Source organism: Bradyrhizobium sp. dw_411 (assembly GCF_018449695.1).
Lineage (GTDB): Bacteria > Pseudomonadota > Alphaproteobacteria > Rhizobiales > Xanthobacteraceae > Bradyrhizobium.
Genome location: NZ_JAAVUY010000001.1, coordinates 429,883 through 443,022 on the forward strand (window position 1 = coordinate 429,883; position 13,140 = coordinate 443,022).

At 62.2% G+C, this 13,140-nt stretch carries 14 protein-coding genes; 6 read left to right on the forward strand and 8 right to left on the reverse strand.

What is annotated here, in order from left to right:
- The first annotated feature begins 1 nt into the window (after window position 1).
- Complete coding sequence (gene mtaB, locus HB676_RS02040) at window positions 2-1,270, forward strand: tRNA (N(6)-L-threonylcarbamoyladenosine(37)-C(2))-methylthiotransferase MtaB (RefSeq protein ID WP_213735970.1); 1,269 nt, start codon at window positions 2-4, stop codon at window positions 1,268-1,270.
- A gap of 146 nt (window positions 1,271-1,416) precedes the next feature.
- Here the strand turns inward: mtaB and HB676_RS02045 are convergent, their stop codons facing one another.
- A complete protein-coding gene (locus tag HB676_RS02045; RefSeq protein WP_213735971.1) occupies window positions 1,417-2,142 on the reverse strand; it encodes an RNA pseudouridine synthase in 726 nt (241 codons plus the stop codon).
- A gap of 28 nt (window positions 2,143-2,170) precedes the next feature.
- On the opposite strand from HB676_RS02045, the gene ftsY reads away from it, so the two are divergent.
- Window positions 2,171-3,115, forward strand: a complete 945-nt coding sequence (gene ftsY, locus HB676_RS02050) for a signal recognition particle-docking protein FtsY (protein WP_213735972.1) — start codon at window positions 2,171-2,173, stop codon at window positions 3,113-3,115.
- Window positions 3,116-3,242: 127 nt separating this feature from the next.
- Complete coding sequence (locus HB676_RS02055) at window positions 3,243-3,845, forward strand: septation protein A (protein WP_213735973.1); 603 nt, start codon at window positions 3,243-3,245, stop codon at window positions 3,843-3,845.
- 5 nt (window positions 3,846-3,850) lie between these two features.
- Here the strand turns inward: HB676_RS02055 and HB676_RS02060 are convergent, their stop codons facing one another.
- The 5 genes from HB676_RS02060 to ccmA all read right to left on the reverse strand — a co-directional run bounded on the left by HB676_RS02060 (window position 3,851) and on the right by ccmA (window position 6,709).
- The gene (locus tag HB676_RS02060) at window positions 3,851-4,447 is read right to left on the reverse strand and encodes a DsbE family thiol:disulfide interchange protein (protein WP_213735974.1); all 597 of its coding nucleotides are present in this window, start codon (window positions 4,445-4,447) and stop codon (window positions 3,851-3,853) included.
- Window positions 4,444-4,623, reverse strand: coding sequence for a heme exporter protein CcmD (gene ccmD / locus HB676_RS02065; RefSeq protein WP_213736117.1), 180 nt, complete (start codon window positions 4,621-4,623; stop codon window positions 4,444-4,446). The genes HB676_RS02060 and ccmD overlap by 4 nt, the downstream gene beginning before the upstream one ends.
- Window positions 4,624-4,628: 5 nt before the next feature.
- Complete coding sequence (locus HB676_RS02070) at window positions 4,629-5,369, reverse strand: heme ABC transporter permease (protein WP_213735975.1); 741 nt, start codon at window positions 5,367-5,369, stop codon at window positions 4,629-4,631.
- A 72-nt stretch (window positions 5,370-5,441) separates the two neighbouring features.
- On the reverse strand, window positions 5,442-6,110 hold the full coding sequence (ccmB, locus tag HB676_RS02075) for a heme exporter protein CcmB (protein ID WP_213735976.1): 669 nt from the start codon (window positions 6,108-6,110) through the stop codon (window positions 5,442-5,444).
- The gene (gene ccmA, locus HB676_RS02080) at window positions 6,107-6,709 is read right to left on the reverse strand and encodes a heme ABC exporter ATP-binding protein CcmA (RefSeq protein WP_213735977.1); all 603 of its coding nucleotides are present in this window, start codon (window positions 6,707-6,709) and stop codon (window positions 6,107-6,109) included. The genes ccmB and ccmA overlap by 4 nt, the downstream gene beginning before the upstream one ends.
- 223 nt (window positions 6,710-6,932) lie before the next feature.
- On the opposite strand from ccmA, the gene acnA reads away from it, so the two are divergent.
- The 3 genes from acnA to HB676_RS02095 all read left to right on the forward strand — a co-directional run bounded on the left by acnA (window position 6,933) and on the right by HB676_RS02095 (window position 11,490).
- On the forward strand, window positions 6,933-9,653 hold the full coding sequence (acnA, locus tag HB676_RS02085) for an aconitate hydratase AcnA (RefSeq protein WP_213735978.1): 2,721 nt from the start codon (window positions 6,933-6,935) through the stop codon (window positions 9,651-9,653).
- A gap of 182 nt (window positions 9,654-9,835) precedes the next feature.
- On the forward strand, window positions 9,836-10,621 hold the full coding sequence (locus HB676_RS02090; protein WP_213735979.1) for a DUF1223 domain-containing protein: 786 nt from the start codon (window positions 9,836-9,838) through the stop codon (window positions 10,619-10,621).
- 497 nt (window positions 10,622-11,118) lie between these two features.
- Window positions 11,119-11,490: a DUF2794 domain-containing protein gene (locus HB676_RS02095; protein WP_213735980.1), complete on the forward strand. Its 372-nt coding sequence runs from the start codon at window positions 11,119-11,121 to the stop codon at window positions 11,488-11,490.
- Window positions 11,491-11,626: 136 nt separating this feature from the next.
- On the opposite strand, the gene HB676_RS02100 is transcribed toward HB676_RS02095, so the two are convergent.
- Together HB676_RS02100 and HB676_RS02105 are read right to left on the reverse strand one after the other, a co-directional pair.
- Window positions 11,627-12,160 carry a GNAT family N-acetyltransferase gene (locus HB676_RS02100; RefSeq protein WP_213735981.1) on the reverse strand — a complete coding sequence of 178 codons (534 nt, stop codon included), beginning with the start codon at window positions 12,158-12,160 and terminating at the stop codon, window positions 11,627-11,629.
- Between the two features lie 87 nt (window positions 12,161-12,247).
- Window positions 12,248-13,039: a Bax inhibitor-1/YccA family protein gene (locus HB676_RS02105; protein WP_213735982.1), complete on the reverse strand. Its 792-nt coding sequence runs from the start codon at window positions 13,037-13,039 to the stop codon at window positions 12,248-12,250.
- Between the last annotated feature and the right edge of the window lie 101 nt (window positions 13,040-13,140).

Here is a 13,140-nt window from a genome sequence, read left to right on the forward strand (position 1 = left end):
CATGAGCGTCGACGTCATCACCTTCGGCTGCCGGCTCAATGCCTTCGAATCCGAGGTGATCGCGCTTGAGGCAGAGCGCGCGGGGCTGACTGAGACCATCGTCATCAATAGCTGTGCGGTCACCAACGAGGCGGTGGCGCAGGCACGGCAATCGATCCGGAGGCTGAAACGCGAGCGGCCGGAAGCACGCATTGTCGTCACCGGCTGTGCGGCGCAGACGCAAGCCGACATGTTCGCTGATATGGCCGAGGTCGATCGGGTCGTCGGCAATGACGACAAGATGCGCGGCAGCGCGTGGCGCGATGCGCGCTCGGCGTTCGACGCCTTGCCATTCGGTATTTCTACCAGCGAAAAGATAGCGGTCGCCGATATCATGGCGGTGAAGGAGATGGCGCCGCATCTCCTCGAGGGCTTCCAGAGCGGCCTGCCGCGGGTGTTCGTGCAGGTCCAGAACGGCTGCGACCATCGCTGCACCTTCTGCATCATTCCCTATGGCCGCGGCAATTCGCGATCGGTGCCGATGGGCGCGGTGGTCGATCAGGTTCGCGCGCTGGTCGCGCGCGGCCATACCGAGATCGTGTTGACCGGCGTGGACTTGACCAGCTATGGCGCCGATCTGCCGGGCACGCCGAAACTGGGTCTGCTGACCAGGCAAATCTTGCGGCATGTGCCGGAATTGAAGCGCTTGCGAATCTCGTCGATCGATCAGGTCGAGGTCGACAGGGATTTGCTCGACGTGATCGCGGATGACGAACGCCTGATGCCGCATCTGCATCTGTCGCTGCAGTCAGGCGATGACATGATCCTCAAGCGGATGAAACGGCGGCATTCGCGCGCCGACGCGATCGAGTTCTGCGCGCAGGTGCGGCGGTTGCGGCCGGACATCGCACTCGGCGCCGATATCATCGCGGGCTTCCCGACCGAAACCGAAGACATGTTCGCGCGCTCGCAGGATCTGGTCGAAGAATGCGGCCTGACCTTCCTGCATGTGTTTCCCTACTCGAAGCGCCCGGGCACTCCCGCGTCACGGATGCCGCAGGTACCGGGCGACAAGATCAAGGAACGTGCCCGGCGCTTGCGCGCTGTGGGCGAGGCCGCGCTGCAGAAGCGACTGGCTTCAGAGATCGGTACTACGCGCCATGTGCTGATCGAGAGCGCAACGCAAGGCCGCACCGAACATTTCCTGCCGGTGGCGATCAGTGGCGAGACACCGGGTGCAGTGCGGGCGCTGACGATTGCGGGCGATGATGGGGCGCGGTTGAGGGTGTGAGTTCTTTCTTCTCCCCTTGTGGGAGAAGGTGGCGCGAAGCGAAGCCGGATGAGGGGTCTGCGTCCGTGGAAAGAACCCCTCACCCGTCTCGCATCTGACGATGCGAGCCACCCTCTCCCACAAGGGGAGAGGGGAAAAGGATTCGCTTATTCTTCCCCATTCCACCCGCAGGCCCGCAACCGCTCCTGCAGATGCGCGGGCGCTGGCGCGGTTACCTTCACCGGGTCTTTATTACGGGAAATCGGGATCACGATCTCGCGAGAATGCAGATGCAAGGTCGGCTCGCCGAAGCGTGGGCCATTGCCGTAGATATTGTCGCCGACAATCGGCCAGCCCATCGAAGCCGAATGGACGCGCAATTGATGGGTGCGGCCGGTGACGGGTTCGAGCGCGAGCCAGGCGAGGCCGTCGCCGCGGCCGCGCACCTTCCAGTTGGTGACGGCTTTCTGGCCTTCCGGGTCCGGTTTCTGCCACCAGCCGCGCTCGGCGTTGAGGCGGCCGAGCGGCATGTCGATGGTGCCTTCGTCCTCGGCAGGTCCGCCTTCGACCACCGCCCAATAGGTTTTGGAAATTTTGCCATGTTTGAACAAAAGGCCCAGCGACGCGGTCGCCTTGCGATGGCGTCCCAGCACGAGACAGCCGGAGGTATCGCGGTCGAGCCGATGGGCCAGCACCGGCGGACGCGGCAGGCCAAATCGCAGTGCGTCGAACGAGGATTCCAGGTTGGCGCCGCCCTTGGGGCCGCGATGTACGGGTAACCCCGCCGGCTTGTCGATCACCAGCATCAGCCCGTCACGATGGAGCACGCGGGCCTGAATTTCTTCAGCCGTCAGTTCCGCAACATCCCTCGATCGGTCAAGACTTTCGCTCATGCCGCGAAACCGCTAACACACCCCCAACATGAGCGATACCACCCCGGAAAAGACCAAACAGAGCTGGTGGCGGCGGCTGTCCAGCGGGCTCAAGCGGACCTCGAGTTCGCTTGGCACCGCCGTGGCCGATCTCGTCACCAAGCGCAAGCTCGACCGCGCGATGCTCGAGGATATCGAGGACGTGCTGCTGCGCGCCGATCTGGGAACCGAGGTGGCGGCGCGGATCGCTGCAGCCGTGGGCACCGGGCGCTACGACAAGGCGATTTCGGCGGACGACGTGAAATCGGTGGTCGCGACCGAGGTTGAGAAAGTTTTGGGCCCGGTCGCAAAACCGCTGGAGATCGATGCGGCGCAGAAGCCGTTTGTGATCCTGGTGGTCGGCGTCAACGGCTCCGGCAAGACCACGACCATTGGCAAGCTTGCGGCGAAGCTTTCAGCCGAAGGCCGCAAGGTGATGCTGGCCGCCGGCGACACCTTTCGCGCGGCCGCGATCGAGCAATTGAAGGTCTGGGGCGAGCGCACCAAATCGCCGGTCATTGCCGCCGCACAGGGATCGGATTCCGCGAGTCTTGCGTTCAATGCGTTGTCGGCGGCGCGCGAAAGCAAGATCGATGTGCTCCTGATCGATACTGCCGGCCGCCTTCAGAACAAGGCCGAGTTGATGAACGAGCTCGAAAAAGTGGTGCGCGTCATCAAGAAGATCGACGCGTCGGCGCCGCATGCTGTGCTGCTGGTGCTCGATGCCACAGTGGGACAAAATGCGCTGTCGCAAGTCGAGGCGTTTCATCGTACCGCAGGGGTGACGGGCTTGGTGATGACCAAGCTCGATGGCACCGCGCGTGGCGGCATCCTGGTGGCGCTCGCGGAAAAGCATAAACTGCCGGTGCACTTCATCGGCGTCGGCGAAGGTATCGACGATCTCGCCCCGTTCACCGCGCGCGATTTCGCGCAGGCGATCGCGGGGATTGAATAGGCTTCATCCTTCGAGACGCGCGCCAGGGTGCGCTTCTCAGGATGAGGATAATGAACAGCCCTCATCCTGAGAAGGCGCGAAGCGCCGTCTCGAAGGATGGCGGCACAACGAATTGACGGGTTTAATAATGGACAAAACCACGCCGCATCCGCTGTTCAAGCTCGCGACCGAACTCGGCCCGCTGGTGGTGTTCTTTGTGGCGAATGCCAAATTCCATCTGTTCGTCGCGACCGGGGCTTTCATGGTGGCGATCGTGGCCGCGATGATCGCGTCCTATGTGGTGACGCGGCATGTGCCGCTGATGGCATTGGTCACAGGCGTGGTCGTTCTCGTGTTCGGGACGTTGACGCTGGTGCTGCACGACGAAACCTTCATCAAGGTCAAGCCGACCATCATCTATTGTCTGTTCGCAGGCGTTCTCGGCGGCGGTCTGTTGTTTGGCCGCTCGTTTATCGCGATCATGTTCGATCAGATGTTCAATCTGACCCCGCAAGGCTGGCGGGTGCTGACGCTGCGCTGGGCGCTGTTCTTTTTCGCGCTGGCGATTTTAAACGAGGTCGTCTGGCGCACCCAGAGCACGGATTTCTGGGTGAACTTCAAGGTGTTCGGCGTGACACCGCTGACAATGCTGTTTGCGATCACGCAGATGCCGCTGATCAAGCGCTACCATCTGGAGCCGGCGTCGCTGGAAACAAGCGAGGCCGAGGCGGGAGATGTGTCGAAGGGCTGAGGGTCTCAGCTCCCCGCCAGCGCCTTGTCGATCTCGACCTTCAATACGGTGTTGATATTCTCAGGGGTGACCGGGCCGACCATCTTGTAGACGATGGTGCCCTGGCGTCCGACGATGAAGGTCTCCGGCACGCCGTAAACGCCCCATTCGATCGAGGCGCGGCCATTGCCGTCGACGCCGACAATGCCGAACGGATTGCCATAGCGGCCGAGGAAGCGCCGGGCGTTATCAGGCGCATCCTTGTAGTTGATGCCGACGATCTGCAGCCGTGTGTCCTTGCCGAGTTCGGTCAGCAGCGGCGCTTCATCGTGACAGGGCACGCACCATGATGCCCAGACATTGACGACACTGACCTTGCCCTTGAACACGGACGGGTCGAGTCCGGGAATGGGTGCGCCATTATTGGCAAGGCCGGTCAATGCCGGTAATGGAGTCTGCGGCGCCGGGCGGCCGATCAGCGCGGACGGAATACGCGAGGGGTCGGTATTGCCGAGCCGGAACCAGAAGATCGCAGCCAGCGTGGTGAAGGCGATCAGCGGCGCCGCCATCAGCCAGCGCGAGGTTCGCGGCGCGGTGTTTGGTGTGGTTGATGGTTCGCTCATCTGATGTCCATCGCGCTGCGCCCGGAGCGTCGGATAACGCCGCCGGCTTCAAGCTCGTGCAGGGTCTGCTTTTGGCGGCGATAATCGATCGCAATCCAGACGATCAGCAGCAGCACCACCGCCGTCACCAGCAGATAAGACGTCACGATAAAGGAAGCGTAGGGGCCAAGCGACATTGCGGTCATGCCGGCCGCTGGCTGGCTTGCGCCACTTGCATCATTTGCAGCGCTCGCACCCTGCGGCGCAGGATCTCGTTGCGCATCGCTGCCAGATGCAGCGTGATGAACAGCAGCGAAAACGCCACCGCCATCACCAATAGCGGGATCAGGAAAGCACGGTCGAGCGTGCTGCCGCCGACCCGCATCACCGATGCCGGCTGATGCAGCGTGTTCCACCAATCCACCGAAAATTTGATGATCGGCAGATTGATCGCGCCGACCAGCGTCAGGATGGCGGCGGCGCGCGCCGCGCGGGAAGGGTCTTCGACCGCGCGCCACAGCGCGATCAAGCCGAGATACATCAGGAACAAAATCAAAACCGACGTCAGCCGCGCATCCCACTCCCAATAGGTGCCCCACATCGGCCGGCCCCACAGCGAACCGGTGACCAGAGCGAGAAAGGTGAATGCGGCGCCAATGGGGGCTGCGGCCTTGGCCGCGACATCGGCCAGCGGATGCCGCCACACCAGCGTGCCCAACGCCGAGAGGCTCATCACGCCCCAGACGAACATCGACAGCCACGCATTCGGCACGTGGATGAACATGATCTTGACGGTGGCGCCTTGTTGGTAGTCGTCGGGCGCCATCGCGGATTGATAGAGGCCGATCAGCAGCAGGATAGCGGTTGCCGCAGCAAGCCACGGCAACAGGCGCGTGGTTAGCGACAGGAACCTGGTCGGATTGGCAAGATCGATCAGCGTCATGACATCCTGATAGTCATCGTTGCGGTCGCAGGCAATGCGGCACGGATTGCCTGATGCGAGATTTGATCATGGCTAATCGAGGCCCTGTCTGAGACTGGCCGCGGCCGCGAACGGTCCGACCACAAAACTGATCAGCGACAGCGCGCACAGGATCGAGAACGGCGCGCCGAATGTCAGGGGTCCGGTGATCGCGGCCTCCGAGGCGGCCACGCCAAAAATCAATACCGGGATCGAGAGCGGCAACACCAGCACGGCCAATAAAAGGCCGCCGCGGTGCAGCGTGACCGCCAGCGCGGCCCCGATCATGCCGGTAAATGTCAGCGCCGGCGTGCCCACGAAAAGCGTCAATGCGACCGCCGATGTTGCTGTCGCATCGAGATTCAACAGCAGTCCCAATACCGGCGTCGCGATTACCAGCGGCAGCCCCGCGGCCAGCCAATGCGCCAGCGCTTTGGCGGCGCAGGTCAGTTCCAGCGGGGTACGGCTCATCACGATCAGGTCGAGCGAGCCGTCTTCATGGTCGGCCATGAACAGCCGGTCGAGCGTGAGCAGGCTGGCAAGCAGCGCGCCGAGCCAGAGAATCGCGGGCCCAAGCCGGGTCAGCAGCGCTAGGTCAGGTCCGACCGCGAACGGCATCAGCACCACGACGGTCAGGAAGAACAGCACGCCGATCAGCGCCCCGCCGCCGACCCGCAGCGCGATGCGGATATCCCGCCGAATCAGCGCGGCGAGGGCGGTCACGATGCGCCCCCGATCCGCAATTCCCGGGCTGGCAATCCCAGCGGGGCATGGGTGGCGGCGACGATGAGGCCGCCGTGCGCGAGGTGGTCCTGCATCAGGCCGGCAAACAGACTTTGCCCGGAGGTATCGAGCGCGTTGGTCGGCTCATCCAGCAGCCAGACCGGCCGCCGCACGGCGAGCAAGCGGGCGACCGAGAGCCGGCGCCGCTGGCCGGCCGATAGATACGCAGCCGGCAGCCGCGCGGCATGGTCGAGCCCGACCGCGGCCAGGCTCGCAGCCGGATCGGACGTCTCGCCGCCCAGAAAATCGCGCCAGAAAGTGAGGTTTTCCGAGACGCTCAGGGCCGGTTTCAGCGCGTCGCGATGTCCGAGGTAATGCGTCTGTTCGGGCAGGCTGAGCTCGGCCTCGCCGCCTTCGAGGCTGATGGAACCTGCGGCCACGGTCAAAAGGCCCGCGATCAGCCGCAGCAGCGAGGTTTTGCCGGCTCCGTTGGGGCCAGTGATGGCCAGGGCCTCGCCGGAAGACGCCTCGAAATCCAGCGCCGCGAACACTTCCCGGCCACCTCGCACGCATCTGATGTCACGTCCCGAGAGCCGCATATTGCCCTTTCACAGCCCTTTGGAAACTTGTGGGTACCGCATCAGAATTTGTGGGTGCCGCATCGCTGCGGCACGATTGTCGGTGTGGCGGTGCTTCTAGAAAGATTCTATAAGCCGGAACTTGATGCAGCACACAATCCGCGGCTGCAAGTTAATCGGCCAACCTCTCCGCCGGTGTTTTGATACCCTTGCCGGGTATAACTGACAATTGGGATTGCCACACATGACCTCGCTCGACAGCTTCAAATGCCAAAAGACCCTCAAGGTTGGTGGCAAGACCTACGTCTATTACAGCCTGCCCGCCGCCGAGAAAAACGGTCTCAAGGGAATATCGAAACTCCCCTATTCGATGAAGGTGCTGCTGGAAAACCTGCTGCGCCACGAAGACGACCGCAGCGTCAAGAAAGCGGACATCGTCGCGGTTTCGAAATGGCTGAAGAAGCGTGCGCTCGAACATGAAATCTCGTTCCGCCCGGCGCGGGTGCTGATGCAGGATTTCACCGGCGTGCCGGCGGTGGTCGATCTCGCGGCGATGCGCAATGCGATGCAGGCGCTGGGCGGCGACGCCGAAAAGATCAATCCGCTGGTGCCGGTCGATCTCGTGATCGACCACAGCGTGATCGTGAACTTCTTCGGCGACAACAAGGCGTTCGGCAAGAACGTGGTCGAGGAATACAAGCAGAATCAGGAACGCTACGAATTCCTGAAATGGGGCCAGAAGGCGTTTTCGAATTTCTCCGTGGTGCCGCCCGGCACCGGCATCTGCCATCAGGTCAATCTCGAATACCTCGCGCAGACGGTGTGGACCCGCAAGGAGAAGATGACCGTCGGCAAGAAGAAGGGCACCTTCGAGGTCGCCTATCCCGACACGCTGGTAGGCACTGATTCGCACACCACCATGGTCAACGGTCTGGCCGTGCTCGGCTGGGGCGTCGGCGGTATCGAGGCGGAAGCCGCGATGCTGGGTCAGCCGCAGTCGATGCTGTTGCCCGAAGTGATCGGGTTCAAGCTCAAGGGCGCGCTGAAGGAAGGCGTTACTGCGACCGATCTGGTGTTGACGGTGGTGCAGATGCTGCGCAAGCAGGGCGTGGTCGGAAAGTTCGTCGAGTTCTTCGGCCCCGGCCTCGATTATCTCTCGGTCGCCGACAAGGCGACCATCGGCAACATGGCGCCGGAATATGGCGCTACCTGCGGTTTCTTCCCGGTCGATGCCGCGACCATCGATTATCTGAAAACCTCGGGCCGCAAGGCCGACCGCGTTGCGCTCGTCACCGCTTATGCCAAGGCGCAGGGCATGTTCCGCACCGCGAAATCGCCCGATCCGGTTTTCACCGCAACCTTGACGCTCGATCTGGCTGATGTGGTTCCCTCGCTTGCCGGACCGAAGCGTCCCGAAGGCCGTGTCGCGCTGCCGGCGGTGGCGGGAGGTTTCGCCGCGGCGATGGCCAGCGAATACAAGAAGGCCGCCGACATCTCGAAGCGCTACGCCGTCGAGAATCGCAATTTCGATCTCGGCCATGGCGATGTGGTGATCGCGGCGATCACCTCCTGCACCAACACTTCCAATCCGAGCGTGCTGATCGGCGCAGGATTGCTAGCGCGCAACGCCGCCGCCAAGGGCCTGACCGCCAAGCCCTGGGTCAAGACGTCGCTGGCGCCGGGTAGCCAGGTGGTCGCGGAATATCTTTCCAACTCCGGACTGCAACTCGATCTCGACAAGGTCGGCTTCAACCTGGTCGGCTTCGGCTGCACCACCTGCATCGGCAATTCAGGCCCGCTGCCAGAAGAGATTTCGAAGTCGATCAACGACAATGGCATCATCGGCGCGGCGGTGTTGTCCGGTAACCGAAACTTCGAAGGCCGCGTCAGCCCGGACGTGCAAGCCAATTATCTCGCCTCACCGCCGCTGGTGGTCGCCTATGCGCTGGCCGGAACCGTGACCAAGGATCTCGTGACCGAGCCGATCGGCAACGGCAAGGACGGCAAGCCGGTGTATCTGAAGGACATCTGGCCGACGTCCAAGGAGATCAACGCCTACATGAAGAAGTTCGTGACCGCCGCGATCTTCAAGAAGCGTTATGCCGATGTGTTCAAGGGCGACACCAACTGGCGCAAGATCAAGACGGTCGAAAGCCAAACCTATCGCTGGAACATGAGCTCGACCTATGTGCAGAACCCGCCTTACTTCGAAGGCATGAAGAAGGAGCCGGAAGCGATCGTCGACGTGGTCGACGCGCGCATTCTGGCGATGTTCGGCGACAAGATCACCACCGACCACATTTCGCCAGCCGGCGCGATCAAGCTGACATCGCCTGCCGGAAAGTATCTGTCCGAGCATCAGGTGCGTCCGGCCGACTTCAATCAGTACGGTACGCGACGCGGTAACCATGAAATCATGATGCGCGGCACCTTCGCCAACATTCGCATCAAGAACTTCATGCTGAAAGGCGCCGACGGCAACATTCCGGAAGGCGGCCTGACCAAGCATTGGCCTGATGGCGAGCAGATGTCGATCTACGACGCCGCGATGAAGTATCAGGCCGAGCAGGTGCCACTGGTGGTGTTCGCCGGCGCCGAATATGGCAACGGCTCGTCGCGCGACTGGGCCGCGAAGGGAACGCGGCTGCTCGGCGTCCGCGCCGTGATCTGCCAGAGCTTCGAGCGTATCCATCGCTCCAATCTCGTCGGCATGGGCGTGCTGCCGCTGACCTTCGAGGACGGTGCATCCTGGCAGTCGATCGGGCTGAAGGGCGACGAGACCGTAACAATACGGGGTTTGCAGGGCGATCTGAAGCCGCGGCAGAAGCTGACGGCGGAAATCGTGTCCGGCAACGGTTCGTTGCAGCGTGTTTCGCTGTTGTGCAGGATCGATACGCTCGACGAACTCGATTACTACCGCAACGGCGGCATCCTGCAATATGTGCTGCGCAAGCTCGCTGCCTGATGCAATCGTGATTGCATAAGGCAATCGGGATCGATGGCTCACCGCGAAGTGAGTAGCGATACAACAGAAGGCGGCCTAAAAAGAGCCGCCTTCTCGCGCTTGAAGGCGGGGGCGCTCGATTGCTGCAATGCGTTAACGGTGGGATGCATTAATGGCGGCAGCGCAATATCTGGGTTACCAGTATGACAGCGATGATGGCCTATCATTCAATTTCGAAGTGGTCGGGCGCACTGTGGTCCGGCGCACTTTCCGGCGCACTTGGCGTCTGCGCGATCGTGGCCATCGTTCGCCCTGCGGTTGCTGAGCCGCGTGCGGTGGTGGAACTGTTCACGTCGCAAGGTTGTTCGTCGTGTCCGCCGGCCGACAAGGTTATCGGCGAACTCGCCAAAGATCCGTCGGTGATCGCGCTGAGCATGCCGATCGACTATTGGGATTATCTGGGCTGGAAAGATACGCTGGCCGATGCCCGCTTCAGCGCCCGTCAGCAGGCCTATTCGCGGGTCCGTGGCGACCGCGGTGTCTACACGCCGCAAGTGGTCGTCAACGGTTCGGCGCATGTGATTGGCAGCGATCGCGAAGGCATCGAAGAAGCAATCGATCACAAGGTCGATGGCGTGATGTCGGTGCCGGTGTCTTTGGCGCTGGCGGGCAAGCAGATCACGGTATCGGTGGCGGCGTCCAACAAGTCTCCTGCCGCGATGCACGGCGAAGTATGGATTTGCTCGATCTCGAAAGAAGTGTCGATCGCGATCGGGCGCGGTGAGAATCGCGGTCGCGAAATCACCTACCACAATGTCGTGCGGAACCTTCTGAAAGTCGGCGACTGGAACGGTAGCGCCGGTAGCTGGACCGTGCCGCTGGAAAATATCTCCCGCGATGGTGTCGATGCGGCGGCGGTCTATGTCCAGGACGGCAGTCACGACAGGCCGGGCCCCATGCTGGGCGCGGCGTACACGTCGCTTCACTAAATTATTTTCTCGGTTATTTCTGGCGATGAAGTTGCCGCCTGACGGGCGGCTTTTTCGCGTCGTGACCGCTGGGATTTTCCGCGATGCGGGAAAACATCCGGCGGCACCTAGAACGCGCGAGCTGTGAGGACCAGCCGCGTGAGAATGAGCCAAATGTCCGAAGCCCCAAAAGAAAAAGGACCAACTCTCGTTGGCCCAGTATGGGGATAAACTATCCTGCGAACAGGCCCGATCCCGACGACCCCGGGGGGCTGGGGGCTGAGGAATCCGGTGCCGAAAGGACCGGGCCAACGCAGTATCCTCTTGTCGCAACCCGGAAGGGCGGGCGAAGGGCGGAAGTAGGGCGGTATTATGATTCTGCTAACGTTCCCGTGACGCTGTGTTTCCTGGCGGAAATGAGCAGCGGACGATCCGTCGTGCGCGAAAGCCGGCACGGGCCCTCTTGCAGATGAAGTCAGACGGCGCGATCATGTCGCTCGTGTGACAGGAGATAGAACATGAGTTCGATGTCGGAGGAAACCGATCCAAGCGAGAGCCGCGCAGCGGTGCGCAATGCCGCTGCGGGTTCTGCGCCAAGCCGGGTGACGTTCAATCGCCTCGAACTCAATCGCATCCTCAATCTGTACGGACGCATGGTCGCCGACGGCGAATGGCGCGACTATGCGATTGATTTCCTGCGCGACCGCGCGGTGTTCTCAGTGTTCCGCCGCGCGTCCGAAGTGCCGATCTACCGGATCGAAAAAGATCCGCGCCTCGCGCGCAAGCAGGGCATGTACAGCGTGATCTCGGCGAGCGGATTGATCCTGCGCCGCGGCCATGAACTCGATCGCGTATTGCTGGTGATCGACCGCAAGCTGGCGGTGGTCTAATTTCCACCCCCGTCATTCCGGACCAGCACGCAGCGCTGGATCCGGAATCTAGAGGTTGGTTTACCTAGGTAGCTCGCTGCTTGAGATTCCGGGTTCGCGGTGACGCGCGCCCCGGAATGACGACTAGTCTTTCCGATTACGCCGATCCCGGCACTGAGCTTCCGCCATCCCCGAGCGGCAACTGCATCATCACGGTGTCGAGCCAGCGGCCGAATTTGAGGCCCACATTGGGGTGGGTCCCGATCATCTGGAATCCGCATCTGGTATGGACGCCGATCGAGCCGGCGTTGGCGGAATCTCCGATCACCGCGATCATCTGGCGATAGCCGCGGGCTTCCGACTCCACGATCAAGCGTTGCAGTAATTGCGAGCCGATCCCGCGGCGATGTGTAGCGGGCTCGAGATAGACCGAATTCTCCACCGTGAAGCGATAGGCCGGCCGCGGCCGGTACGGCCCGGCATAGGCGTAGCCGACCACGCGGCCGTTGAGGATCGCGACGAGATAGGGAAAGCCGCCGTCCGTCAGGGTGTTGAAGCGCCGGGTCATCTCGGCGAGATCGGGCGGGATTAGCTCGAACGTCGCGGTGCCGAAGCGGACCTCGTGCTTGTAAATTTCGGTGATAGACGGCAGGTCGGCCGCAACGGTGGGCCTGATTTCGAGTGCTGACATGGCGCGCAGAGTATTTTTGCCCGGCGCAAAAGAAAAGCCCCGGCCACAAGGCCGGGGCTTCAATTTGTTTTGGCTGCTCGCCGCCGGTCAGTCGCGCTGGCCGAGGAGCTGCAACAGCAGCGTGAACAGGTTGATGAAGTTCAAATACAGCGACAGCGCTCCGGTGATTGCCGCACGTTCCGCGATGTCACCGCCCTGCGAGGCATAGCCGTAGATGTAGTCGTTCTTCAGCCGCTGGGTATCCCAGGCGGTGAGGCCCGCGAACACCAGCACGCCCACCACCGACACCACGAACTGCAGCATCGAAGAGGCGAGGAAGATGTTGACCACGCTCGCGATGATGATGCCGAACAGGCCCATGATCAGGAACGAACCCATGCCGCTCATGTCACGCTTGGTGGTGTAGCCATAGAGGCTCAGAGCGCCGAAGGTCGCCGCGGTGATGAAGAACACCCGCACGATCGAGGTGTGGGTGTACACCAGGAAAATCGACGACAGCGAGATGCCCATCAGCGCCGAGAACACCCAGAACAGCATCTGGGCTGTCGCGGGCCGCAGCCGGTTGATGCCGGCCGAGATCACGAACACCATCGCCAGCGGCGCCAGCATGAACAGCCATTTCAGCGGGCTTACGAACATCGCATAGCCGAACGGCGTCAAATACGAGGTGCCGATCCGCACCGCGCCGGCGGAGGGGTCCGCCGTCACCGCTGCCATGTAGACGCCGAGCGCGGCCAAGCCGGTGATGGCCAGGCCGATGCTCATGTAATTGTAGATGCGCAGCATGTAGGCGCGCAGACCGGCATCGACGGTCGCGGCGTCAACGCGCCCGGCAGCCCGGCCGAAAGGAGAAGCATAGTTGCGGTCTAGGTCCGACATGGTCGAACTCCCGTTGGTTGTCCGGCGGAGCGCAAAGGGTTTGCGGCGCAGGCTAAGAAACCTATCCCAGATTAACGCCGATCGCTGACATTAATTTTATG